At 39.1% G+C, this 25,552-nt stretch carries 26 protein-coding genes, 2 tRNA genes and 1 rRNA gene; 3 read left to right on the forward strand and 26 right to left on the reverse strand.

Going from position 1 to position 25,552, the window contains the following annotated elements:
* Nucleotides 1-297: 297 nt before the first annotated feature.
* The 13 genes from M3189_RS24030 to groES all read right to left on the reverse strand — a co-directional run bounded on the left by M3189_RS24030 (nt 298) and on the right by groES (nt 14,707).
* Entirely contained in the window at nt 298-735 is a 438-nt protein-coding gene (locus M3189_RS24030) for a DUF6143 family protein (RefSeq protein ID WP_251638941.1), read from the reverse strand.
* 344 nt (nt 736-1,079) lie between these two features.
* Nucleotides 1,080-2,534, reverse strand: coding sequence for a hypothetical protein (locus tag M3189_RS24035; protein WP_251638890.1), 1,455 nt, complete (start codon nt 2,532-2,534; stop codon nt 1,080-1,082).
* 62 nt (nt 2,535-2,596) lie between these two features.
* Nucleotides 2,597-3,517: an FTR1 family iron permease gene (locus tag M3189_RS24040; protein WP_251638891.1), complete on the reverse strand. Its 921-nt coding sequence runs from the start codon at nt 3,515-3,517 to the stop codon at nt 2,597-2,599.
* A gap of 28 nt (nt 3,518-3,545) precedes the next feature.
* Nucleotides 3,546-4,307, reverse strand: coding sequence for a hypothetical protein (locus M3189_RS24045; protein WP_251638893.1), 762 nt, complete (start codon nt 4,305-4,307; stop codon nt 3,546-3,548).
* A 45-nt stretch (nt 4,308-4,352) separates the two neighbouring features.
* Complete coding sequence (locus M3189_RS24050; protein WP_251638895.1) at nt 4,353-5,156, reverse strand: glycosyltransferase family 2 protein; 804 nt, start codon at nt 5,154-5,156, stop codon at nt 4,353-4,355.
* Nucleotides 5,149-6,615, reverse strand: coding sequence for an alkaline phosphatase family protein (locus tag M3189_RS24055; RefSeq protein WP_251638897.1), 1,467 nt, complete (start codon nt 6,613-6,615; stop codon nt 5,149-5,151). Before M3189_RS24055 ends, M3189_RS24050 begins: the two co-directional genes overlap by 8 nt.
* Nucleotides 6,612-7,547, reverse strand: a complete 936-nt coding sequence (locus M3189_RS24060) for a lysylphosphatidylglycerol synthase transmembrane domain-containing protein (protein ID WP_251638899.1) — start codon at nt 7,545-7,547, stop codon at nt 6,612-6,614. Before M3189_RS24060 ends, M3189_RS24055 begins: the two co-directional genes overlap by 4 nt.
* A gap of 171 nt (nt 7,548-7,718) precedes the next feature.
* Nucleotides 7,719-8,900 (reverse strand): hypothetical protein, encoded by a 1,182-nt coding sequence (locus tag M3189_RS24065; protein ID WP_251638901.1) that lies wholly within the window; start codon nt 8,898-8,900, stop codon nt 7,719-7,721.
* Between the two features lie 236 nt (nt 8,901-9,136).
* Nucleotides 9,137-10,168, reverse strand: coding sequence for a GDP-mannose 4,6-dehydratase (locus M3189_RS24070; RefSeq protein ID WP_251638903.1), 1,032 nt, complete (start codon nt 10,166-10,168; stop codon nt 9,137-9,139).
* Nucleotides 10,143-11,519 (reverse strand): UDP-glucose dehydrogenase family protein, encoded by a 1,377-nt coding sequence (locus tag M3189_RS24075; RefSeq protein WP_251638905.1) that lies wholly within the window; start codon nt 11,517-11,519, stop codon nt 10,143-10,145. The genes M3189_RS24070 and M3189_RS24075 overlap by 26 nt, the downstream gene beginning before the upstream one ends.
* Before the next feature lie 718 nt (nt 11,520-12,237).
* The gene (locus tag M3189_RS24085; protein ID WP_251638907.1) at nt 12,238-12,462 is read right to left on the reverse strand and encodes a hypothetical protein; all 225 of its coding nucleotides are present in this window, start codon (nt 12,460-12,462) and stop codon (nt 12,238-12,240) included.
* 279 nt (nt 12,463-12,741) lie between these two features.
* A complete protein-coding gene (gene groL / locus M3189_RS24090) occupies nt 12,742-14,373 on the reverse strand; it encodes a chaperonin GroEL (RefSeq protein ID WP_251638909.1) in 1,632 nt (543 codons plus the stop codon).
* Nucleotides 14,374-14,419: 46 nt separating this feature from the next.
* Complete coding sequence (gene groES, locus M3189_RS24095) at nt 14,420-14,707, reverse strand: co-chaperone GroES (protein ID WP_090765908.1); 288 nt, start codon at nt 14,705-14,707, stop codon at nt 14,420-14,422.
* A gap of 280 nt (nt 14,708-14,987) precedes the next feature.
* On the opposite strand from groES, the gene M3189_RS24100 reads away from it, so the two are divergent.
* Nucleotides 14,988-15,710: a CPBP family intramembrane glutamic endopeptidase gene (locus M3189_RS24100; protein WP_251638911.1), complete on the forward strand. Its 723-nt coding sequence runs from the start codon at nt 14,988-14,990 to the stop codon at nt 15,708-15,710.
* The gene (locus tag M3189_RS24105; RefSeq protein WP_251638913.1) at nt 15,707-15,907 is read left to right on the forward strand and encodes a YdiK family protein; all 201 of its coding nucleotides are present in this window, start codon (nt 15,707-15,709) and stop codon (nt 15,905-15,907) included. The genes M3189_RS24100 and M3189_RS24105 overlap by 4 nt, the downstream gene beginning before the upstream one ends.
* Before the next feature lie 47 nt (nt 15,908-15,954).
* Here M3189_RS24105 and M3189_RS24110 read toward each other — a convergent pair whose 3' ends face one another.
* The 5 genes from M3189_RS24110 to moaC all read right to left on the reverse strand — a co-directional run bounded on the left by M3189_RS24110 (nt 15,955) and on the right by moaC (nt 19,343).
* Nucleotides 15,955-16,665: a cytoplasmic protein gene (locus M3189_RS24110; protein WP_251638915.1), complete on the reverse strand. Its 711-nt coding sequence runs from the start codon at nt 16,663-16,665 to the stop codon at nt 15,955-15,957.
* A gap of 18 nt (nt 16,666-16,683) precedes the next feature.
* Complete coding sequence (locus M3189_RS24115) at nt 16,684-17,400, reverse strand: polymer-forming cytoskeletal protein (protein WP_251638917.1); 717 nt, start codon at nt 17,398-17,400, stop codon at nt 16,684-16,686.
* Between the two features lie 13 nt (nt 17,401-17,413).
* Nucleotides 17,414-18,037 (reverse strand): YhbD family protein, encoded by a 624-nt coding sequence (locus M3189_RS24120; RefSeq protein WP_251638943.1) that lies wholly within the window; start codon nt 18,035-18,037, stop codon nt 17,414-17,416.
* Nucleotides 18,038-18,159: 122 nt separating this feature from the next.
* Complete coding sequence (locus M3189_RS24125; protein WP_251638919.1) at nt 18,160-18,813, reverse strand: redox-sensing transcriptional repressor Rex; 654 nt, start codon at nt 18,811-18,813, stop codon at nt 18,160-18,162.
* 32 nt (nt 18,814-18,845) lie between these two features.
* Nucleotides 18,846-19,343, reverse strand: coding sequence for a cyclic pyranopterin monophosphate synthase MoaC (gene moaC / locus M3189_RS24130; RefSeq protein WP_251638921.1), 498 nt, complete (start codon nt 19,341-19,343; stop codon nt 18,846-18,848).
* A 187-nt stretch (nt 19,344-19,530) separates the two neighbouring features.
* Between moaC and M3189_RS24135 the strand changes: the two genes are divergently transcribed.
* Nucleotides 19,531-21,450 (forward strand): ABC-F family ATP-binding cassette domain-containing protein, encoded by a 1,920-nt coding sequence (locus M3189_RS24135; RefSeq protein WP_251638924.1) that lies wholly within the window; start codon nt 19,531-19,533, stop codon nt 21,448-21,450.
* Nucleotides 21,451-21,491: 41 nt separating this feature from the next.
* Here M3189_RS24135 and M3189_RS24140 read toward each other — a convergent pair whose 3' ends face one another.
* From M3189_RS24140 to rrf, 8 genes are all read right to left on the reverse strand, one after another.
* Nucleotides 21,492-22,001 carry a Gmad2 immunoglobulin-like domain-containing protein gene (locus M3189_RS24140; protein WP_251638926.1) on the reverse strand — a complete coding sequence of 170 codons (510 nt, stop codon included), beginning with the start codon at nt 21,999-22,001 and terminating at the stop codon, nt 21,492-21,494.
* 336 nt (nt 22,002-22,337) lie between these two features.
* Nucleotides 22,338-23,360 carry a tRNA (adenosine(37)-N6)-threonylcarbamoyltransferase complex transferase subunit TsaD gene (tsaD, locus tag M3189_RS24145; RefSeq protein ID WP_251638928.1) on the reverse strand — a complete coding sequence of 341 codons (1,023 nt, stop codon included), beginning with the start codon at nt 23,358-23,360 and terminating at the stop codon, nt 22,338-22,340.
* Nucleotides 23,357-23,806, reverse strand: coding sequence for a ribosomal protein S18-alanine N-acetyltransferase (gene rimI, locus M3189_RS24150; RefSeq protein ID WP_251638929.1), 450 nt, complete (start codon nt 23,804-23,806; stop codon nt 23,357-23,359). The genes tsaD and rimI overlap by 4 nt, the downstream gene beginning before the upstream one ends.
* A gap of 12 nt (nt 23,807-23,818) precedes the next feature.
* Nucleotides 23,819-24,526, reverse strand: coding sequence for a tRNA (adenosine(37)-N6)-threonylcarbamoyltransferase complex dimerization subunit type 1 TsaB (tsaB, locus tag M3189_RS24155; RefSeq protein WP_251638931.1), 708 nt, complete (start codon nt 24,524-24,526; stop codon nt 23,819-23,821).
* Nucleotides 24,507-24,980 (reverse strand): tRNA (adenosine(37)-N6)-threonylcarbamoyltransferase complex ATPase subunit type 1 TsaE, encoded by a 474-nt coding sequence (gene tsaE, locus M3189_RS24160; protein WP_251638933.1) that lies wholly within the window; start codon nt 24,978-24,980, stop codon nt 24,507-24,509. The genes tsaB and tsaE overlap by 20 nt, the downstream gene beginning before the upstream one ends.
* A gap of 182 nt (nt 24,981-25,162) precedes the next feature.
* Nucleotides 25,163-25,239, reverse strand: a tRNA-Asp gene (locus M3189_RS24165).
* A 38-nt stretch (nt 25,240-25,277) separates the two neighbouring features.
* Nucleotides 25,278-25,351: transfer RNA gene (locus M3189_RS24170), tRNA-Met, on the reverse strand.
* Between the two features lie 74 nt (nt 25,352-25,425).
* Nucleotides 25,426-25,541 (reverse strand): 5S ribosomal RNA (gene rrf / locus M3189_RS24175).
* Between the last annotated feature and the right edge of the window lie 11 nt (nt 25,542-25,552).

Consider the following 25,552-nt stretch of genomic DNA (forward strand, 5'->3'; position numbering starts at 1 on the left):
AAATTGGGCTGGAGTTTATAAGCCATAGAATTTTGCTTATGGTATCAATTTTTCTGATTTATGGTTACACGATAATTATTGAAACCATCATAATGGTATCGTTTTCATTCAAAAACTCTTAATCGTAAATTTTAACAACACAAAAAACCACTCCCTAAATTTTATAGAAAGTGGTTCTTGCTATCGATATAAATTATTTACATGACTAATTCTCACTATTTTCTCAATGAAGAGATTGGTTTTGGATAATAAAATTAATTTTTCGCATGATTTCCCAAAAATAAAATTTTCATAATCCTACTCCCTTTTATCTTTTTCAAACCAGCCAAAAGCAACTTCCGCCTGAATGATATCGTTATTTGGTGAAACTAGAAAAATAATAAATGACCCACACGGTGGAAAGATAAATTTCCCATCTTCATCACTGGCTAAAGTACTTTGAGGGGGGGCAATCCGCCTAAATGCCATTACTCCTTTTCTTGGAAATCCTTCAACAAATTCGGCATATGCGATTTTCACTTCGGGTTTTGGAAGTGGGGAAATGGCTGTGTTTGCAGGCGTCACATTTTTTGAAATCTTTGGATTCCCAGGAGGGACAGGATTAAACCAAATTTCAGCTTCAAAGGGGTGACTGGAATGATTGGTTATGGTAAAAGCATTTACAAAAAAATTGACATCGGATTTAGACGGATTAACTAAACCTCCCCAGGCATTTTTACCTTCACCAAAACGAATATGTTCCGTTTGGCCAACAAAATATTTTCCTTGGTATACCTATATCAAGCACAGTTTGCTTTAATGCAATATGATTTAAATACGATTCAAGATATAAACGGATTTCCGCCTTGTCTTGTTCAACAACCACCACTATATTAATGAGAACCTCTTAGGGTCTGCCATTCCAAAATTCTGGATAAGCAAATGTTAACAAAGCAAAAACCACTCCATAAATTTCACAGGAAGTGGTTTTTGCTTTGAAATAAGTTTTCCACAAGACTACATTTCTAATGGATGGTTAACAAGAATTATAAATAAAAAGAGAAAGCCTGACAGCAGTAAATTATTGAGTATAAATATCCCTATTTCCACTCATACACTGTAATCTCATGATAAACTGGGTCATATACAGGATTGGACTGAAGGGTTTTTACTTTTTTGATTTTGCCTGTAAGATCTTTTCCTTGTTTCAAAAACCCTTCTATTACTTTATCGGTTAAATAAATTCGGTTGTTTTGATAATAGGCCATGTCGTGTAAGAAAACCTCGTAGGTCATCACCCTTTTATGTTGAATGGGAACATTTAGATAGTGTAATACCCTTGTTTCTTCCCACGTATAAAGAATAGAGTTTTTATCCATTTTTTGGGTATATTCGGCCAATTGATAGCTTGCCGGCATCTCATTTGCCTGATCATCGATCATATGGGCAGATAATAGCAAATGCGATAAAAGTAAACCTAAACTGATGAACGTCAGGAAAGGATGGGAAAATTTTTTTAATGTCGTAATAAACATGATAAACAGAATAAATAAGACCACCGGAACGATATGACGAGGTTTCTCTGCATTTTGTGCCAGCAGCGCCCAGATAAAATAACTCCCCCCCATTATATAGGCCAGTGTGAGAGATTTGATTCCCCATCGAAAGTGAACAGCACTAAGGAGCATAAATACAATCAATATAGCAGCGATAAAAAAGGACAACGACGAAAGTCCATGCCAAAAAAGATTATCGAATATCAAGGTAAAGACCCTGTCCAATATAGATTGATCGGAGGAAACGGCCGTATTTCCCCAATCATTGAAATGACCGCTCGTGAAGGCAAGTGAGAGTTTTAAAAAACCTTGGATACTTCCTTCTGAAACCACTAGGCCAAATACCCAAATTAGTTGAAATAGCAAAGCCGCAGCAATTCGTACACCAATTTGTTTCAGGCTATACTCCTTTTCCACCCACTTTTTCCAAAACAAATATATGAGACCGATACCAAAAGGTAAATAAGATAACCGAATTCCTAGCAATAAGCTAAATAAAACGAGTGGAATCCAATCTGAAAGGCTGTCTTTCTTTCGGACCGCCCGATTTATACTCCAGAAATACCACCATAATGCAGCTAAGCCTGCTCCTTCGGACATGGGCTGGTTGACCGTAACCAACACATAGGGGGAAGAGTAAATCATAGCCGTTATCAAAATACTCAATGGCTTTGAAACATATACTCTTGCCAGCCAATAGATGGGGAAGACCGCACAGCCATAAAAAAGGATATTAAATACCGTTAAGGAAGCCGTACGATCTTCGATAAATTGATGAATCCATAATCCGCCAAGAATAAAGTACGGATACCCGGGAAAATGCGGCTGCATGGCCATGATATCGAACCGATCAAGAGCAAGAGAATAATCGACTTGATCCCAAGTAGCAGCAAATGCATTAATATGTGTTAATTGGTACCAAAGCAATAAGATAATCGTTGCAATACTTAATAAGATAAGAATATTGTTAAATCCAAATCCAATCCATTTTCTTTTCATAACATCACCAAGTTAGAGTAGTAAAAAAGTACAAGGGAATTCCTTGTACTTTCTGATTAAACCTAATTGACTTTCTTGAATTGGTTTACGTTCGTTTCTATACCTTTTGTCTCTTTTTTGACTTCACCAGTACGAGATGAAGTCAATAAATAGATGCCAGCGAAATAGCCAAGGTACGCAATCACCTCTTCTAAAGATGGCATCGATGCGTAGCCAAACAATGCTTTTAAAAAGATGCCAAAATCCCCCGACAATAAAGGTGCGACTCCATGATCACGTACATAATGATCATAATCAATCGGATGCTCCGGCAGGAACCAGGTTAAGTCGTATAAATGCGGGATGACACTCCCAATAATTCCTAAATCCTGCATCATGGAGATGGCCTGAACCAGTAGCCCGGCTGCGATTAAAATGATAAACGCCCCCGTGACTTTAAAAAACGTCTTAAGCGAAACTTTCATGGTTCCTTTAAAGAATAAGTATGATACGGCGAAGGCAATGATAACGCCTGTAATGGCCCCCCATCCCTGCAACGCGGCACCAATATTCCCTCCGGTAATGGCCGCAAAGAAAAACACGGTTTCAATACCCTCTCTAAGGACAACGAGGAAAGAGTGAATGACCATTCCGAAAACATTTCCTGTAGAAATGAACTTATTCATCTTATCTTCTGTATGGCCTTTTAATTCCCGGCTATGGCTCGCCATCCAAAATACCATTTGTGTTAAAAGGAGAGCGGAAACGATCATAATGCCTATTTTTAAATACATCTCGCTGACCATGGACGCAAAGCCTGTAAATACGAGCTGGAATAACATCGCTGCCCCTATGCTGGCCAAAACCGCAAGTCCCGCACCCAGCCATATAAACTTTGTATACTTCTTGTTATTGGTCCGCTTCAAGTATGTAGTGATAATACCAACAATTAACAATGCTTCCAGAACTTCGCGAAATGTGATCAACAGAGCCTGAATTTCCATTATGCTTCCCCTCTCCCCTTCTGTCTCCTTATTTCTTTGCTGCTCTTCTTCGTCTTGCGACTGCAACAACCGCCACAATAACGGCCAAGATGATGATTAACGGAATCCAATTTCGTATATTGGATAAATCGGTCCAATCCTTATTTCCTTTTTTCGTTATTTCGGTGGCACTTTCCGAAAAATGACCAACCTCTAAACTTTTTATATTAAATTCCGTTTGGAGTTTTGATAGAATCGACTCTTTACTTGCCTTAAAAGCCTCTTTGTCGGCATCTTTCTGACCCACACCAAAAAGTCCAGGGTTTCCTAATGATTCTAACGCCTGATCAAATTCTGCCTTCAATTCTTTATCAAGATCCGGGTTTTTGGCTGCAATCTTAGGCGAAAGAGCTTCATATGTAGCGTATCCCTTTGCTAACAACCGTTTACTCGTATCAAACTCCTCAAAATTCTTATCGACATTTTCCAAACGCCGGGCAATATTTAATACGAGGAGTTCATCCATATTTTCAATGGTCTGCTCTTTATCTTGATCCTTGAGATTTTGCAAAATAATGTTAGATGGTTCTGGTCCCATATGCATGTCGACTTCTTCTTTTACAGTTTCATAATGTTTCTTTGCTGTCTGAAAGTCTGGAGGATTTTTATCTAATGCGACCATCATTTCTTTGTACGCTTCGGCTAATTCTTCCTTATTAGGATCCCCATAGGTATAAGCATTTGCGGTAATGGAGAACACATGTGAAAAAAGAAAAAAAGCGATAAAAGATAAAAGCATTTGTTTTTTCATTCTAATTCCTCCTATCGTTAATGATAATGATTATCATTCTTTGTGTCAATGTGATTTTGCTATAAGCAGGCTTTTTGTTTGACTAGTTTGACATACTTCTGCCATATCTAGTGTGTCCAATTTACACGAATTCTTTTGAATATCCACTTTTTCAACCGGCCGATTCCATTCCTTCCAAATCGCAGGAAGGACAGATGACAGGTACCCTCTAAAGGTAATAAACGACTCTCCCGTTGAACGGACATGGTAGGGAATGGGCACTTCCTTTACACGGAACCCTTTTCGAACAAGGTTTAACGTGAGAACTTGTGCGTAATTATAATCATGAATGATTTCAGCATGCTGCAGGGCTGATCGGGTGAAAGCTCTCATCCCGGACTGTCCATCATAAATCCATCTCTTCAATAACAAGCTCTGAAGAAAGGTAAAACAGTAGTTTCCTAATCGGCGATGAAGCTTCATCCCCTTTATAGTGCCTAAAAAGCGGGAACCCATTGTATAATCGGCCTCACCTTCGAAAATAGGCTTTAATAAATGAGGAATGTGGTCGGCAGGATATTCACCATCTGCATCAATCATCACCCCAATATCGGCCTCTCGTGCATAGCATTCTCGTAATCCGGAACGAACCGCTGCACCAAGACCCTGATTTTTTGGCAAACTAACGATATAGTCTGCTCCTGCTTTCCTTGATACTTCAACCGTCCGGTCCGTTGACCCGTCATCAATCACCAAGACCTTCACTTCCACTTGGTCATGAAAGTCCCTCGGGATATGTTGAATAACGGTGCCAATCGATTCCTCTTCATTGTAAGCTGGTAAAAAGACGATCACTTTCAGTTTATCCATTATCCCTGTCTCCCTTTTCAATCGCTTCTAATAAGACCTTGCCTCTGCTGTGGCTTGGAAAAGGTGCACCCATTAAGTAAGCTAATGTAGGTGCCAATGAAACAAGGCTGTGTCTTTCCTCGACTTTTTTTCCTTTGGCGATATTTGGTCCGTGGATAAAAAATGGCACAAATCGTTCCCCTTCATCTAAATGACCATGACCGCCAATTCCATCTGCCTGCCCATGATCGGCACAGATGAACAACGCCGTATTGTCCATTTTCCCTTCTTGTTTCAGCCATTCCACAAAGTCTTTAATCAAACGGTCGGCCTCGTGAATTTTTTGCAGATATTCATCATAGAGGACGCCCCTGCTATGGCCGGTTTGGTCCGTAGCAATCATTTGAACAATAAACACATCTGGATCTTGTTCCTTCATAATTTTCTTGGCTCGTTCCATAATCGTAGAATCAACCTTGTCATTATGCATAACGGCGGTAAAGGTTTCAACATCGCTCCCCATCGAATCAACCAGATGGGCGCATCCGAACAGCCTCCCTTTTTTGCCGACCTTCCGCAACGAATCAAAAATACTCTCTACCTTAATCCCCAGCTTCCAAACCATATTGGAGTGAATTCCATGTTCCTTCGGGTAAGTTCCTGTAAACATGGATGAAAAACAGACAACAGTTCTGGCAGGATAAACGGTTTCCATGTTCATATATTCGGTGCCGTTTTCCTTCAGGTAATCGAGAAAGGGTGTATCCGCTTCATAAAATCGTTCTTTCCTCATTCCATCAATGACAATGACAATGGCTTTATCGGTCATACTTTTTTCAGGCTGTGGAAAATGATCCCTGGTAAAACCGCTATACATACTCGGTTTCCAATCAAATAGATTTTTATGCAGAATATAAGCAAACACCAGCACAAAGATATAAAAGAATAGAACGGGCAGTATTTCCACCGGAGTGTTAAAGCTTATTTTTTCAAAAAAGAAATTCCAAAGAGATAGTACTAATAAGAACTTTGGCAGTTGCTCTTGAGCGTTCCCGCTTGTGGAATCACTATTCTTCAATACCAGTTTCCAAAAACGAGTAAAATTTAACCATGACGTTCCGATCCGCAAATGGTAATAAAGCGTTCCCCAAAAAAACACGGTAAAAAAGAAATAAAGCCCAATGGAGAAAAACAGTAACCCTATGTTGATATCATTCCAAATGATCAAATAAACAACAAAAGGGATCCAAAGATAGTTTCGTAAAAACAGCGGGAAATCAAAGATATAATAAAGAATCAATACTGGAATAACATATAGTAAAGATTCAAATAATGCCAAAGCCGAAGGTAAATCGGTCAAAGCATCCATATGAAATAATAGCATGGTTCCGACGACAAAGATCGGTGTAAAAGGTTTCCCCTCATTTAATAAATTCCAACATCTTGCAGCAACTTTTTCAAATTTCGATGCACTTTTCATCTTCGCCTCACTCCTCTTACTCTGCTCCAACTTAACACGGTCTTGAATGGGATGGGATATAGGATGATCGCCATCGCTCCTGCAACATAAGAAAAAAAGAATTTGATTGCATGGGTGACAATGGCAATCGTATAGCCTTCTTGAATGGTGAATCCGAACAACCGTATAGCAAAGACTAGAAAACTTTCATAGTTTGCAATTCCACCTGGTGTAATTTGAAAGATTTGCCCGGAAACCGTAACACTATTAGAAAAAACCGCTTCCATCATCGATAAGTTTCCTTGGAAGACCATCACGGTTCCATATAGGATAGCAGCCTCTAGAATCCAGCTGACTCCGACCGCAGTACAGATAAACAGTCCATTTTTTCCTCTTAATCCTTGTTTCAATAATTCAGCCTGCCGTTTTAGAAAGTTAGGAAAAAAGCGTAGGACAACGATGATAGAAAATCCACTGATAATACCTCCGATGATGATAAGTGGCAGAGGGATCTGAAAATCTACACCAAGGATGAAAAGACCTATCAATGTAAAGGAGATTAAATAAAGCATATCGAGCAGCCTTAGAATGATGACAGAATGGACCGCATCCCCTCCACTTAGGTCATCACGGGTGCTCAATAGTTTCATTCTGACCAGATCCCCCGCCTTTATAGGCAATAAATGGTTCACAAATAAGCTATATAGAATGCCCAACAAACATGTTGAAAATCTGGGTCTTCCATTTAAATACCATTTCCAAGCCAGGGCTTTTAAACAGAAAGAAAGGAAATATATGATCAACATTGTAAATAGAAGGTAAGGGGATTGAATCACTTCCTTTATACCATTCCATATCGATTTACCGTTAAAATAATGGATCGACAGGTAGATAAACAAAGAGACAATCAATAGAGAACATACTATTTTTATTGGTTTTAAGGAAAGATTCATATTCCTTCGCCCACTTTACTGTTATCAGATATACCTTGCTCCATGCTTGTGTTGAAACGATTGCCTAAAGCCTTGATACTGGATGAATTTTCAATATTCCAAGTATAAACCTTTTATACAAAAAGAAAAACCTTGTTGAAAGACAAGGTTTCTCCCCTTCAAATCAATGGATTATTTCGCTTGATCAATCACACTTTGTAATGTGGTTTGGATTTCTGCTAAGATTGGCTCTCCAGCTGCCTTATCTTTGGTTTTGGCTGCTTCAAGATATTTTTGTGCCTTTTCGGTTAATGCTTGGTATGCTTGTTCGCCAATGATTCCTTTAATATCCTCACCAACAACATCAATAAATAGGGCACCTTCTAATGCAGTAATAGGTGACTTATCTTCTCCCCATGCTTCAATACTTTCCGCATATTCATCCAAAGCAACTTTAGCAAATCCACGAATAAATGCTTTGTTGACAGCAGCAGGATCAAGGGCTGTTACATCTGTTTCTAAATTAAATTGCCCTTCGATGAAAGCCCCTTCCTCTGGGGAGTGTGAAGTTACGTATTTAGAAATAGATTGATAGAATGCCCAGCCTTCTGCTTGTTCAATTTTTGCTTTTTCTGGATTTTCCTTTGCTTCCGCAGACGCTTTTGTTGCATATCCATTTGGAAGTGCTCCTGTTGCAAGATAGAAGGTTTTCATTAATGTCTTGTCTACCACTTGTTTTCCTAGTTGAAAACCTAGCTGATCTTCTGCCTCCACCGCTTTCTCCATTTCAGCGAAACCGCCATCAATGACAGAAACCATATTTGTTCCATAGGCAGCATCTCTTTTTTCAACCGTTGATTTTATAATTGCATAATATTCTTTTGCTTCTTCGATTTCTTCTTTTACAACATCTTGCTTGCCCCAGTTTTCTGCCACTTCCGTAAATTCATGTTTAATCGTAGTATAGAATACCTTTTGCATTAATTTATCGAAGATTTGGCGAACAACGACTGGATTCATCGATCCGTCTTTACCTGCCTGAAGTGCTGCGGTGATATGCTGATCATGCTGCGCTTCAACCTCTGTATCACGTTTTTGTACCAGGCTTTGTAGATTTTTTGTGTAAAGCTCTGTTACCTTATCAAAATCAACTTCTTTATCTTCTTTCGCTTTATCTAATTCTGTAACAGCTTCCTGATAAGCAGCGGCAAGATCAACTTCTTCCGCTTTTTCTTCAGATGCTGCCTCTTTTTTAACTTCCTCTTGTTTTTCCTCTTTTGGCTTTTCTGCTGCTTGTTGCGTTCCACATGCTGTTAACACAGCTGATGCCATTATAAAACTTGCAAATATAGCTTTTAATTCTCTCTTTTTCATATGTATCCCCTTTTCTAGTTATAAGTATATGAGTTAAATAAGAACTAATTGATAATGAATCTCATTCACAATTAAAATATTAACAGATAATGATTCTCATTGTCAACGGAATTTTCTAAATTCAAATTGTTGTAACAATTTGTAACGTTTGAATCGTGAAAAAGTGTTCAAATAGCAGTACAATATATCTTTATAAAAGAAAAAGACAGGCAGCTTTGTTTACACCGCCTGTCTAACTAATTTTCCAATTTATAATAATCCACATACCAATCCGTAAACTTCTGTAACCCTTCTTCAATAGAAGTCATCGGCTTAAATCCTACTGCCTTCTCTAATAGCTCTGTAGAAGCAAAGGTAACTGGTACGTCCCCGGGCTTAATCGGTTCAAACACCTTTTCGAATACTACCTCTCTCCCCAATGACTTGCTTAAGCATTTCTCCAAGGTTTCGATAAATACCATTAACCTCTCAGGATGGCTGTTACCAATATTAAACACCCTATGCAACACATTCTCATCCGAAACTGGAGGATTACTTATAAGCTGGCTAATTCCTTCGACAATGTCATCGATATAAGTAAAGTCTCGAAAAAGGTCATTTTCGTCATCACCATTATTAAAGATCTTAATTGGTTCACCAGCAAAGTACTTATCGGCAAATCCAAAGTAAGCCATATCTGGACGTCCCATAGGTCCATATACGGTAAAAAATCGCAAACCTGTAGCTGGGACTTTATATAAGTGGCTATACGTATAAGCCATTAATTCATTTGACTTTTTAGTGGAGGCATAAAGGGAGACAGGTTGGTCAACAAAATCAGTTTCTTCAAAAGGAACTTTTTCATTGGCACCATAAACAGAACTAGATGAGGCATATACAAGGTGATCTACTGGAAACCATCTACAAGCCTCGAGGATATTGTAAAAACCAATGATGTTACTTTGGATATAGACATCTGGGTTCTCAATCGAATATCTAACACTAGCCTGAGCCGCCAGGTTTACAACCACATTTGGTTTGTGTTTTTCAAAAATCCCCATGATCATCTCCTTGTCGGAAATATCTCCTTTAATAAAGGTAAAGGTTTCATACGCTTCCAATAACTTTAAACGCGCATATTTAAGATTCACATCATAGTAATCATTCATATTGTCAACACCCAAAACCCTGCATCCCAGCTCCAAAAGTTTCTTAGATAGGAAATAGCCAATGAAACCTGCTGTCCCGGTAACGAGGTAGGTTTTACTCAGATCCAGTTTGTACTTCAAGTCCTCTCGACTCCTTTCCCCCTTGTCTACTTGCAGGTATCCGGCCAATGGAGTGATACTCTACACCCGCCGCTTGCATCTCCTCAACACGATAAATATTCCTACCGTCAAATACTAACGGAGTTCGCATGAACACCCGAAACGTACCTGGCTTTACTGCCTTTACTTCTTCCCATTCGGTAAAAATAAAGCAAACATTCGCCCCTTCTAACGCATCCTCTATATTCGTAACATAGGATATTCTACCTTTCCCATACGCTCCTTCTGGATAAAGTCTAGCAAAGTTCTCCGCCCCAACAGAATCATAAGCAAAAATATCGGCCCCTTGTTCCAATAGTAAAGAGATATTTTCAAGGGATGCCGCTTCCCTTATATCATCTGTTCCAGGTTTAAAGGTCAAACCTAACACCGCTACTTTCAGCCCATTAAACGTAATCAGCCGCCTGCTGGCCTTTTTATAAAGAATCGTCTTTTGGTCTTTGTTCACCTCGATGGCAGCCTTCACCGTTTTGAGCTCGTACCCATGCTGTTTTGCTAGATAATCTAATGCTTTCGTATCCTTCGGGAAGCAAGAGCCGCCGAAACCGATCCCTGCATGTAAGAACTTGCTGCCAATCCGTTCATCAAAACTCATCCCTTTGGCAACATCCTCTATATCAGCCCCCACCAGCTCACATAGATTGGCAATATCGTTCATATAGGATATTTTGAGGGCGAGAAAGTCATTTGATGCATACTTAATCATTTCTGCCGATCTTCTATTAACCGAAACAATCGGCAGCTGAAAGGGCTTATAAATCTTCATTAACAGCTCTTCCGCCCATTTCGATTCGGTACCGATAATAATTCTTTCTGCATGAAGGGTATCATGCACCGCAGAACCTTGAGACAAGAATTCTGGGTTAGAGGCTACTTCTACTTTTACATCATGAACTAAAAAGTCTTGTATAAACTGCTCTACTCGATCATTTGTACCCACAGGAACCGTCGATTTTACAACAACTAGACAGTCTTTTTCTATAGACTCAGCAATTTGCCGTGCAACAGTTGCAATATGGGAAAGATTAGCGGAACCATCTGGCTGCTCTGGAGTCCCTACACCGATAAAAACAACATCCGCATCCTTGTAGGCTGTTTGGTAGTCTGTTGTAAAATCTAGTCTCCCAGCAGCGAAGTTCTTTTGCAGTAACGCTTCCAGACCCGTTTCAAAGATGGGAGAAACTCCGGACTTCATTAAATCCACTTTTTTATCATCAATATCTACACAGATGACCTGATGGCCCATTTCAGCAAAACAGACACCAGCAACCAAGCCAACATAACCAGTTCCTGCAACGGCTAGTTTATACATCGATACACCTTCCTTTTGGGGGTGGGGCAGGTTCTACTGTATCATTTAAAACTGAAGAAACCGGCCCAATAATTATTTTATTCTACCAAAGTATTAAATCACTTCATAGCAAGCCCTACTTGAAACTTTTTACAAAAACCTTTCCAATTTGTCTTCTAAACGGTAAGGGGAGATTCTATTCATCAATTAAAACAGAGCTCGTGAAAAGAGCAGAAGTGGTATTTATCATGTCATTTGAGAGAAGTCAATCGAGGTGATTTTTCATGATGAGCAGGACTGCAGGAGGTTTCTAAATACTACTACTAGATATAAGATTCAATTAGGAATGAAATGTATGCCTGGTTTCTGATGAATAAGCATGGTCATTTCCTTTTGAGAGAGGGTAAGGAAGAAGGCCGGTACGTTTTCAAAGTGCTGTGGAGACATTACATCTCTTTTAGCAGAGGCCGGAGTGTCACTCGAACAAATCATGGACCGGCTCGGTCATAATGATGTCAAATTATGAAAAAATGTGTATCTCCACGTTACTCAAGAAATGAAAAGGAAGCTTCCCAAAAGTTCAGCGAACTCATGAGAAGACTCCGTTAATATCCTCAATGTGATATTTTCAAAGGTTATCACAATATCGTCTTTAGTAGCTTATTGGAAATTAGCCGTATAAAAATATGCCATAAAAAAAGAGAGTTTTCATTACTCTCCATCACAAAATATATTGAATTTAAAGTAGCCTGCCATAAGAGTCATATATGGCTAAATCCTGATAGTCCAGTATAAACATATAACCATTCCATTTTAGTCTATTCTGAATAGTACCGATAGAATCTGCATGGTATGTTCCAGCAATCTGTTGATACGCAATTAAATCATACAAACCATCAAATGCAAAATCAATTGGGTATAAGCCACTTATGGGGTCAACCCACCCGCTGATAGGCGACTTCAATTTGCCATTTGTCCTGGTCAACAACCACTATTTTAAGGGAACATCCCTATTTATTAGTTTTTGCCTCCTATTATACTGATGATATTCTAAGACTAAGAAAGTAATAGATACAACAATGTTTAATCACTTCCATACTAACGCTACATTCAATGATAAAAATTAAAAAGAGGTATTCCAATAAGTCAGTTAACTTATTGAAATACCTCTAAAATAATATTCCTTTAAAACATGAGAATCAATAGAACAACCCACTCGAAGGATTGTCATATTAACGGATGATTACATCATGCCGCCCATTCCGCCCATACCGCTCATGTCAGGCATTCCGCCTTGACCAGCTGGTTCTGGCTTGTCAGCAACAACTGCTTCAGTTGTTAAGAACATAGCCGCTACGGATGCAGCGTTTTGAAGTGCTGAACGAGTAACCTTAGTTGGGTCAACGATACCAGCGTCGATCATGTTTACCCACTCACCAGTTGCAGCGTTGAAGCCTGTTCCAACTGCTTCGCGCTTTAAGCGGTCAACAATTACAGATCCTTCAAGACCAGCATTGTGAGCGATTGTACGTACAGGCTCTTCGATCGCACGTAATACGATGTTAATACCAGTAGCTACATCGCCTTCAGCTTGAATATCAGCAACTTTGTTGTATACGTTAAGAAGGGCAACACCACCACCGGATACGATACCTTCTTCAACTGCAGCACGAGTTGCGTTCAAAGCATCTTCGATACGAAGCTTGCGCTCTTTTAGTTCAGTTTCAGTCGCAGCACCAACTTTGATTACTGCCACACCGCCAGCTAATTTAGCTAGACGTTCTTGTAATTTTTCACGGTCAAATTCAGAAGTAGTTTCTTCTAATTGAACACGGATTTGATTTACACGCGCAGCAATGGCAGCAGTATCTCCTGCACCTTCAACGATTGTAGTGTTTTCTTTTGTAACAACAATCTTAGATGCACGTCCTAAAGATGTGATTGTTGTAGTTTTAAGTTCACGGCCAAGCTCTTCAGTGATGACTTCACCGCCAGTTAATGCAGCGATATCTTCAAGCATTGCTTTACGACGGTCACCAAAGCCAGGCGCTTTAACAGCAACTGCATTGAATGTTCCGCGAAGTTTGTTCAATACTAAAGTAGAAAGTGCTTCCCCTTCAATATCTTCAGCAATCAATAATAATGGCTTGCCTTGTTGAACAACTTGCTCAAGCACAGGAAGGATTTCTTGGATGCTTGAAATCTTTTTGTCTGTGATTAAGACATATGGATTTTCTAAAACGGCTTCCATTTTGTCTGTGTTTGTTACCATGTATGCAGATGTATATCCACGGTCAAATTGCATACCTTCAACAACATCTAATTCAGTTGTAAAGCCTTTTGATTCTTCGATTGTGATAACGCCGTCGTTACCAACGCGCTCCATCGCTTCAGCAATCAATTGACCTACTTCTTTATCATCAGAAGAAATAGCAGCAACTTGTGCGATAGACTCTTTGCCTTCGATTGGTTTAGAAATAGCTTTTAATCCTTCAACAGCAGCTGTAACTGCTTTTTCAATCCCTTTACGGATACCCATTGGGTTAGCACCAGCTGTTACGTTCTTTAAGCCTTCACGGATCATCGCTTGAGCAAGAACGGTTGCAGTTGTAGTACCGTCACCAGCAACATCGTTTGTTTTGCTAGCAACTTCAGCAACTAGTTTTGCACCCATATTTTCGAATGCATCATCTAATTCAATTTCTTTTGCGATAGTTACACCGTCGTTAGTAATAAGTGGTGAACCAAACTTTTTCTCAAGAACCACGTTACGTCCTTTTGGTCCAAGAGTTACTTTTACTGTATCTGCCAACGCATCAACTCCACGTAGCATTGCGCGGCGTGCATCTTCACTAAATTTAATTTCTTTAGCCATGTTCAAAAAACCTCCTCATATTTTCTAAACTATCTTTAAATTTTTATTACTCGCCAACTACAGCAAGGATATCGTTTTCACGTAAAATTAAATATTCATTTCCTTCGAATTTAACCTCTGTACCAGAGTATTTTGAGAAGATAATACGATCGCCTACAGAAACTTCAAGAGCAACACGTTCGCCACTTTCAAGCACACGACCAGTACCTACGGCAACTACTCTTCCTTCTTGAGGCTTTTCCTTAGCAGAGTCCGGTAAAACGATACCGCTTGCAGTTTTTTCTTCTGATTCAACAAGCTCAATGACAATACGATCACCTAGTGGTCTTAACAAATCAAACAACCTCCTCAAATAGATATGTAATTCTGACTTATTAGCACTCTCTTAACATGAGTGCTAACACAATTATTATAATAATCAATGGGAAAAAATTTTGCAAGTATGAAGCCATATTTTTTATTATTTTTTGCAACCTTACAAGTATGTGATTTACACACTGGAATATACTTCGTTTTTAAAAATAAACATTAAAATTGAAACAACCCTGTCATTATTAGTAGAATGAACTATAGGTTAAAATAACAAGAAGGCTTCTCAAAAGGAGATATAAAATTTGAAAAGGGAATATTGGATAATATTAATTGTCTATATAGCCATGCAATTATCTAGCGCAATAGGAATTCCAGGGCTAATGTTTCTATTTGGATATTTAGGGATGGACCAGGGGCTGGTTGTTCCTTATTGGTTAATTTTCAGCTTTACCTTAGCACTTGTGATTATTCTTTTCCTATTACGAACAGAAATGAAGAAAACCGGGCTGAATGAAAGAGGTAGTTCCGTTAGCTATTCTGCTGCCTGGGCAGTCTTTGGTGTCTTCTTAGCCTTATTTGCCCAATCCCTTGCTGCGAATATTGAACGGCTTATTGGTGTAGAAATGGGCTCAGAAAACACACAGCAAATTCTCCACATTATTGAATCCTTTCCGCTTGCCATTTTAGTCAGCTCTGTAATTGGACCGATATTAGAGGAGATTGTCTTTCGGAAGATCATTTTCGGTGCTCTTCATAAACGTTTTAACTTTTTTCTATCCGCTCTAATCAGCTCAGTCATTTTTGCTTTGGCTCATATGGAGCCGCAGCATGTTCTGCTTTATTCAGCGATGGGCTTCACTTTTGCATTTCTTTATGTCAAAACAAAACATATCCTCGTACCGATTTTTGCCCATGTGGCCATGAATACATTGGTTGTCGTCATACAGTCGGTTTATAAGGATGAGATTACTGAATTAATGCGTAAGGCAGAAACCATTCAAAACTTTATCGGAGGCTTTTTATGAAACGTTCACCCATGTTTTCCGGAATTATTTATATTGTACTAGGTTGTTTATTTACCTATTTTGCAATTGAAGATGTCACACTAAACGGCTGGGGGTTTTTCAGCTATCTACTCGTCATCCTCGCCACCTTTGACTTCGGCTCTGGTATAAGAATGATTTTCTTGCACAATAGATATAAAAAACAAATGAAAAAGTAAGTATAAGGTAAAAGGTCTTCTCACTGAATGTGAAAAGACCTTTTACCTTATAGCTTTGTTTTTTCTTTTATCGTTGAGTTTTTATCTTGTTTCAGTTCATTTGAATATTCAACACTTCCAATTTGACAGCCCGCTCCGATTTTCACCTTTTTGCCGCGAACGATATCTGCTTTTGTATTTTCTAAGTAAATGTTATCCCCTTCAATAACTTTGGCAGTGAGCATTCCCGTTTCTTTTCCAAATGGCAGGAGGGTGTTACTCTTCTTCTTAACCGTGATCAACCCGCCGCCAATTTCTTCTGCAAAACTCTGCCCAAACCGTAACGATATGTTAATTTTATCTGCATTAAGCAGTCCCTTAATTTCAAAGCCGCCTGACGAATCAAATGTCTCATATTCGACGTCACCGCCTACAGTTATCGTTCCCTTAATATTGGCCTCATCCCCTGATAAACTTTCACCAACGTCAAGAGTTCCGAGTATTTTCATTTTCTTCAAAGCCGCCCTGCCGCCGACTGTCATAGTTCCCATAATCAGCATTTCCTCTGACTCCAAATTCCCCTTTACTTCAGCCTCACCGAAGACCTTCACTGACTTTGTTTTAACATTTTCCAACGCTTCACTCGTTCCATAAATATTGAAAGCAGAACATTCTACATCAGAAACAATCGTGGCATCTCCCCTGATGCTAACTTTTTCGTATTGGCCTCCGGAGTAATTTCCTGATCCGTTAATCGTTAGGTTTCGCCCCTTTTCCATTTCCCTTCCACCCCTCACTTATATCTTTCGAATATCTTTTACAATCGAATTCTTATCCATTGTAAATTCACCCGAATATTCAACCACTTCAATTTCGCAATTAGCCCCTATGACGACTTGATTACCACGGACCATTCCAGCCTTCGTATTTTCAATCTCAATTTTATCTCCTTCAATACATTCTGTTTTCAATTGGGTCCGTACAAAAGATTTAAAAATTCCTAGGAGTGAGTTTTTCTGTTTTATAAGAATGGTTTGACCGCCTATTTCTTTTGCATCGCAATCAGCAAAAAGAGTGATGTCAATTAAATCAGCATTTAACAAGCCGCCAATCGAAAATTGTGATTCGGCTCTAAAACTTTCCGCTTCACAATCTTCTCCCACTGTTAACCTGCCTTTAATCTTTATTTCATCTCCTTTTATTTTCCCTCCGACTTTCGCTTTGCCTGATACCTTCAGCATCTCTACCCTCAGGTTTCCTGTAACACCCGCTGCCCCCTCAACACTTAGAACCTGACACTCCATATTGCCGTTAATCTTTCCGTGTCCATTAATCCGTGCTTGATTCACAACAACGTCCCCAGTGATGGAACCTGAACCATTACAATCCAGTTCCGAGCATTCCACATCACCGATAACGGTTCCTTTACCATTTATCGTGACAGCATGGAATGATCCGCCATTGGATGATCCAAAGCCATTTATGAGCAAGTCGCCTCTATTTTTCGTCTCCATTTTTGATTCTCCTTTATACTAATTTTGATTTAATTTCTTCCATGCAAGCCATTAACGATAGCTGGGCAACTATTTTCGTGCTCCGTTCAAAATGAAAATTCTCTGTATTAATTAGTAATAGACATGATGAGACACCTAATTTTCTAGTAATCACCAACTCAGCCTTCTTTTGCTTTATCAATGCCTTATTATCTACTAACACCTGCAATAGCATCTTTCCTTCTTCCAAATTAATCTCACCTGATTGAAGCAGCTTTTCCAAAACATACACTTCAAGGAGCCGTGAAAAATTAAACGTAAGGCCACCCTTTTCTATTTCTAAATAGTAATCAAGCACTGTTGTTGAAACAATGTTACGCTTCACTAATTCATCCTTTTCGAGCAGCAAATCAGCAATATTCGGTGAAAACATATCAGCTAGTTCATCTAAAGAAAGGTTTTCTTTCATCTGTTGAATTTTATTAATTCTGTCTAGAATCTTTCTCTTCGGAAAAAATGTTTCTTGACCTGTAAAGGTTGATTTTCTAATAAACCATTCCTCAGGAATAAGGTCTTTACGTTTCCATCTATACAACTGTCCATAAGATATACCGGCTTCATCCAATAAATCCTTTTTCGAAATTAATTCCTCGCTCATCGTGAAAACCCCTTTCATAACGATAATGTAACATAACACTGTTACGCTAGTAAAGTCTCCATCTTTGTTTTTATTCGACAAAAAAAGACCTTCTCACAAAAAGCGTGAAAAGGTCTTTACTCTTATTCTTCTGTCTCATCTGTTGGGTAGTGCTTCAGGAAGTAAATAAGTGATTGTAATTCAACAGCCAAGTCAATATGATGCACGCGAATAGAAGGAGGCACATTTAACCTAGCAGGAGTAAAATTCAGTATCGCTTTAATATTTGAATTTACAAGTCTATCCGTAATGACCTGCGCTACTTGGGCAGGTACAGTCAGTATGGCGACATGAATATCATCATTGCTTAATACCTTCTCCAGCTCATCCATATGAAATACTGGAACATCCCGAATCTTCGTTCCCATTTTGTTTGGGTCAACATCAAAAGCACATTCAATTCTTGTGTTATTATTTTTTAAAAAATTATAATTTAAAAAGGCTGTACCAAGATTACCTACCCCAATTAAGGCTACCTTTGTTAATTCATCTTGATCGAGTGTTTTCCGGAAGAAAGTTAGTAAATAATTGACATTATAGCCATAACCCTTTTTCCCCAAGGCTCCAAAATAAGAGAAATCCCGTCGAATGGTTGCCGAATCCACCTTCACTGCCTCACTTAACTCTGCAGAAGATACCCTCTGTTTACCGGAAGAATGTAGATTCTTTAAAAATCGATAATATAAGGGCAGCCGTTTGGCTGTCGCTTGTGGTATTTTCATCGTCTCATTACTCATATTCTCCCACCCCCTATAAATAGTTTGATCATTTATTTGACTGGTTCCGTCCTATGAAAATCTCCGTTTTTCCCGCCAGTTTTTTCAACCAGATAGGTTTTTCCTATAACCATACCTTTATCAACAGCCTTACACATGTCATAAACCGTTAACGCACAAGTGGAAGCAGCTGTTAACGCTTCCATTTCCACACCTGTATTTCCTTTTGTTTTGACAGCAGCGGCAATATTTAATGTATATGCGGTATCATGTTCTTTTTCCCATGAAAAGGATATATTTACCCCTGTTAAAGGAATAGGGTGACACATGGGTATCAAATCCCAGGTCTTCTTTGCTCCCATGACCGCAGCCACTTGAGCCACAGCAAGAACATCGCCTTTTTTCATATCATTATTTGTTATTTTTTCATATATTTCTTGACTAACCGTAATACTGGAATGAGCAATTGCCGTACGGGCCGTTTCTGGCTTATCACTAACGTCCACCATTTTAGCTCTTCCTTCTTTGTTAAAATGAGTAAATTCAGACATAAACAGTATCCTCCCATAAAATCATACTATATTTTTATCCATTTGTCTGTGAAACTTTGAGCGAGTGTTACTAAATTTACATATTTTCCTTTTGAGATATTCTCTTATTTTCCCCAACTCCAAGACACTTTATTGCCGACATTGCTGGAATAAGGTACACTTATTTTAGTAATTGAGGTGAAAAACAATGATTTTATTACAAGTGAATCAACTAGCAAAATATTATGGTGCAGACCTAATTTTATCGAATATAAAACTAGAATTACAAACACGGGACCGTGTGGCACTTGTGGGGCGAAACGGTGCAGGCAAATCGACATTACTAAAAATTATAGCCGGACATCTGTCCCATGATGGTGGAGAAATTATTAAGCCTAAGGGAGTAAGCATTGGCTATTTAGCTCAGAATACCGGATTAGAATCAAATTTGTCGATTTGGGATGAAATGTTAACCGTTTTTGAATCCCTTAGAAGTATGGAAAAAACACTTCGACAGCTAGAGGTGTCGATGTCGGATCCTGCCGCTATAGAGGATAATGTCCGGTACGATCGTATTTTAAAAGAATATGATGAACTGCAAGTGAGATTTAAAGAACAGGGAGGATATCAGTATGAAGCGGATATTCGCTCCATCCTCCACGGTTTAAATTTTCATACTAACTCATTGATGATTTCCAGCTTAAGCGGTGGTCAGAAGACGCGGCTAGCATTGGGTAAACTTCTTTTAACGAAACCCGATATCTTAATTTTGGATGAGCCTACGAACCATCTTGATATCGATACTCTCACGTGGCTCGAGCAATACCTGCAAGGCTATGATGGCGCCATCTTAATCGTCTCCCATGACCGCTACTTTTTGGATAAAGTGGTCACACAGGTTTATGAAGTCTCTCGGAGGCAAATTCAAAAATTCATCGGAAACTATAGCACATATCTTGATCAAAAAGCGGCGAATTATGAGCGTGATTTAAAGTTATTTGAAAAGCAGCAGCAGGAAGTTGCGGATCTTCAGGATTTTATCCAGCGTAACCTAGCGCGAGCATCGACAACCAAGCGCGCTCAAAGCCGGCGTAAAAAATTGGAGAAAATGGACTTAATGGACCGGCCTCTAGGTGACGAAAAGTCAGCCACCTTCTCTTTTGAAATCGAGAAACAAACGGGAAATGATGTACTTTTTGTAGATAACCTAGCAGTCGGATATGATGGACAAAAAGTATCGGAGATGATTTCCTTCCGTGCCTACCGTGGTGAAAGTATCGCCTTAGTGGGTCCAAATGGAATTGGTAAGTCTACTCTATTAAAAACGATTATTAAAAAACTTCCTTCCTTAGCTGGTACGATTCAATTCGGTGCAAATCTGGCAATCGGTTACTATGACCAGGAGCAGGCAGAATTGACCTCCAATAAGCGAGTCCTAAATGAGCTATGGGATGAATGGCCGTTAAAAAGCGAGAAGGAAATACGAACTGTCTTAGGTAACTTTCTGTTTTCAGGTGATGATGTATTAAAAATTGTTTCGACACTAAGCGGTGGTGAAAAGGCAAGACTGGCACTAGCTAAATTAATGCTTGAGAAAGCAAATGTATTAATATTGGACGAGCCTACGAACCATCTTGACTTAGATAGTAAAGAAGTTCTCGAAAATGCCTTAGTCGACTATCCAGGTACGATTATTTTTGTCTCACATGATCGCTACTTTATTAATAGAATTGCGACAAAGGTACTAGAGCTTAGCGCAAAGGGCAGTTCTGAGTATCTTGGGGACTATGACTACTATATAGAGAAAAAGGTGGAGGAAGAGGAACTAAAGGCTTTAGAAATGGCAAGCAGCACAAGAAAACAAAGTCCTAGTGATGTACAAGAAAGAAATACTTATCAACAGGATAAAGAAAGTAAAAAGCTTGTGCGGCAGCGTAAGAGAAAACTAGAAGAAATTGAATTGCGTATCGAAGAGCTGGAGGCACTTATCCAAGAGTACGAGGAAATGCTATGTGAGCCTGAAATTTTTCAGGACCATGAGAAGGTTCTTGAAATCAATTTAAAAAATGAAAAAGCAAAAGCTGAGCTTGAACAGCTTATGGAAGAATGGGCTGAGCTGGCAGAATAAATTCAAGGGGCATGGATAACAAATATCCATGCCCCTTCTTACTATTTGATAGGAATTGTTAATATGTCTATTTTAGAACCGTCCTTTGCGGAATAAACAAATAGTTCGAGTGAAACTTCTTCGCTTGTCAAAAGCTCCTTTTCAATTGGTATTTCAAAGCTGCCCCATGCAGGCGCACCCTCTGTTTGATAATGACTTTCTTTTACTACCTCCGTTCCAGCGATTACAGCATATTGAAAAACACCTTCAAAAACCCTTGCCTTTCCATTTACAACAACACTGCCATCCTGCAAGGCTGAAACACTTACTTCCTTAAATGCATTATTTCCATATTGCTTATTCTCTTCCTTGTCTTGTTTATCCTCTTCATCTGTAACACCTGAATCTGGTTGATCATCCTCCCTTCCATCAGGTTTTTTATCACCTTGATCTTTTTCACCCGGATTTGTAATATCCGGTTCCTTATCACCTTGTGTGTTAGAATCCTGGCTGCAGGCAGCTAATCCAAGAAAAAGTACCATAAATAGTAATAGCATTAATTTCGACTTCATTTTTTTCTCCTTTCAAAACATAATTGTTTATTAACTATATTCACCCACTTTAAAGATTTGTATCTTAAAAATTATGTTTACATTTTCTTTTAATAATCGACAAATTCCGCTAAAACTCTTCAATTACCTTCTCAATTTCCCTTTTCCACAACTTTATACACATTTAAAAACTTATTACTGCAACCTTATTACTACTTTTCCACATTATCCACAGAAAAAGCTCCAGTTATCCACATTGTCCACATAAAACAGGTAACTTACCCACATTCTTCATGTGTTGGACAATTTTTTTAAAAAAGTTATCCACAAAAAAAGACCTTCTTATTCAGAAGGGCTCTAATTGTATAACTCTATTTCTAATCCAGGGTTTGCATTTAATGTAAGATCCGCTCGAATTCCCTTTTCAAACATAATGCTTCCTGCTGCGGCAATCATTGCAGCATTATCTGTACACAAGTTTAACGGTGGTATGACTAAATCAATATCAGCTTTGTCTGAAAAGGCAGTTTTAAGTGCCTTTCTAAGGCCTTTATTCGCAGCAACGCCGCCAGCTAATAGCACTTGTTTGACCTTGTATTCAGCCGTTGCCTTTACCGTCTTTTTCACTAACACTTCAATAACGCTTTCTTGAAAGCTTGCGGCAAGATCCTCTGGAGTGATGATTTCTCCACGCTGCTCGGCATTATGAACGGTATTAATAACGGCTGACTTTAAACCGCTGAAGCTAAAATCATAGGAACCTTCTTCAAGCCAAGCTCTAGGCAAATTGAGCGTGTCACTGCCCTCTTGTGCCAGTCGGTCAATATGCGGGCCGCCGGGGTATGGCAGTTTCAAGGTCCTCGCAACCTTATCATAAGCCTCACCAGCAGCGTCATCTCTTGTTTCACCAATGACTTCAAAATGTCCCTGTTCCTTCATGTATACTAACTCCGTATGACCTCCCGACACCACTAAGGAGAGAAGAGGAAATCGTAACTCCGTCACAAGCCGGTTTGCATAAATATGTCCTGCAATATGATGAACAGGTACGAGTGGAATGTTATGTGCAAAAGCTAATGCTTTTGCAGCATTTACACCAATCAACAGGGCACCAACTAATCCAGGACCTTCCGTTACGGCAATCGCATCTAAATCTGAAAATGTAAGATTTGCTTCCTTTAAAGCCTCTTCAATGATAAGCGTGATTTGTTCAACATGATGACGGGAAGCAATTTCAGGAACCACTCCGCCAAACCGCTTATGACTTTCAATTTGTGAAGCAACCACATTGGCAGCAATTTCTCTGCCATTTTTTATTATGGCAACAGCTGTTTCATCACAGCTTGTTTCAATTCCCATAATCCACTGATCTTTTATCATATATTCACCCACATTACTAAAGCATCTTCTTGATTATCTGAATAATAATTTTTCCGAATGCCGCCATTTTGGAATCCTAACTTACGGTAAAGCGATTGTGCAACATGGTTCGTCACACGGACCTCAAGAGTCATGCTTCTCGCTCCCATATCCTTCGCCAGTGTCATCATTTTACGAAGCAATGCTTCCCCCAGCTTTCTGCCTCTATATTCAGGAAGAATGGCCACATTCGTCACATGGGCTTCATCAATCACAACCCATGCACCTACATAACCAATTATCTTTTGGTCTTCCTCCAAGACAATATAAACTGCAAATTTATTGTTATATATTTCATTATAAAAAGCTTCTCTGCTCCAAGGTGTAGCAAAAGAGGCATGCTCAACCTCTAGAATTTGATTGATATCCTCTTCCTTCATATAACGGAAAACGTAAGAATCTACCATATTTCTCTAATCCTATCCTTTTGAAATTTTCCCATTTGCCTCTAACCACTTCGCTTCTGCCTCAGCTAAACGGATATAATTAGGAACAAAGGAATGAATGTCCTCACCCTGTTTATTTTTACCTAATAAGGCAAGCTCTGAAGGGCGAGGATTATGCTCCGTAATCGCAGCGAATACTGCTTGAGAGCTCAGGGCATCTTTTATCACAGCTTGATGAAGAGCTAAATCGTTACCTGCAAATAGTATAGGTTTCTCTAACTCCTTTAATGATTCCGCCCAATCTGCTGACAAGACTAAACGGTCGTTTTTAACGGTAGTTAGTTCCCCGCATTGGTATTCATATAACCCTGTGTAGATTTGTCCTCTTCTAGCATCAAAAAGAGGTGAGATATATCCATCAAAATATCTTCCTGCCCCTGCTGCAATAATCTCAAGGCTAGAAATTCCCACTAAGGGAATCTTTAAGGACCATGCCATTGTTTTGGCTATTGTAACGCCTATTCGAACTCCTGTATAAGAACCTGGACCTTTTGCAACTACTATCTTTGCTAACTGTGCAGGGACTCTTTCACAATCCTTCATTAGCGTCTGAATAGCGGGCATGATTCGGACCGAATGATTTTTCTTTAAGTTGGTAATATATTCGCCAAGTACCTGATTATCTTCAATAAGCGCAACCCCTAATGGATAATTAGAAGTGTCAATCGCTAGAATGGTCATTTAGAAATATCTCCTTACATAATTGCTCATATCTCTTTCCTTTTGGAACAAACACAATTTTTCTTTTTTCTGGACCCTCGTGATACAAATAGATGGTTAACAATTCAGAGGGCAATTGTTCTTCAATTAAATGAGCCCACTCCACAACGGTGACTCCATCGCCTTCAAAGTATTCATCAAAGCCTAAATCTTCGCCAGAATCGGCAACTCGATATACATCCATATGATACAAAGGCAGTCTGCCTTTATATTCTTTAATTATGGTAAAGGTCGGACTGTTTACGGTTTTTTTAATATCTAATCCTTTAGCTAATCCTTTAGTAAATGTGGTTTTGCCCGCACCTAAATCTCCCTCTAGGCATATCACATCACCAGGCATTACTAACTCAGCAAGTTTAGATGCAAGCTGAGATGTTTCACTGGGATCTATTGTAATTTTTTCAAACTGATTCATCTAATCACCTTTTACGAAAAAATAGCATGCCGCTATCTTCATTCTACCTTATTTTAATAAAAAAAAACCTTAGGAAAGCTCCTAAGGATGTCCATTCACTATGTATTTTACCTAATTTCCGCCATTTAAGCAAAAATGCAAAAAAAATACGAAACATCGTTTCGTGTTTTTAATAACATAAATGGCGGTCTGGACGGGACTCGAACCCGCGACCTCCTGCGTGACAGGCAGGCATTCTAACCAACTGAACTACCAGACCAAAGTTTTTTCAAGTGTTTTTCTTGAAAAGAACTTAAATTGCGGGGACAGGATTTGAACCTGCGACCTTCGGGTTATGAGCCCGACGAGCTACCAGACTGCTCCACCCCGCGACAATAATATTTGTGTACCAATATATTATATGTTTAACCTTATAATATATGCACACTTTTATAAAAATAGTACAGCCTGGCAACGTCCTACTCTCACAGGGACAAAGTCCCAACTACCATCGGCGCTGAGAAGCTTAACTTCCGTGTTCGGTATGGGAACGGGTGTGACCTTCTCGCCATTGCTGCCAGACTATAAAATTG

Origin of the sequence: Neobacillus niacini, assembly GCF_023715415.1 — a bacterium.
Classification (GTDB): Bacteria; Bacillota; Bacilli; order Bacillales; family Cytobacillaceae; genus Neobacillus; species Neobacillus niacini_C.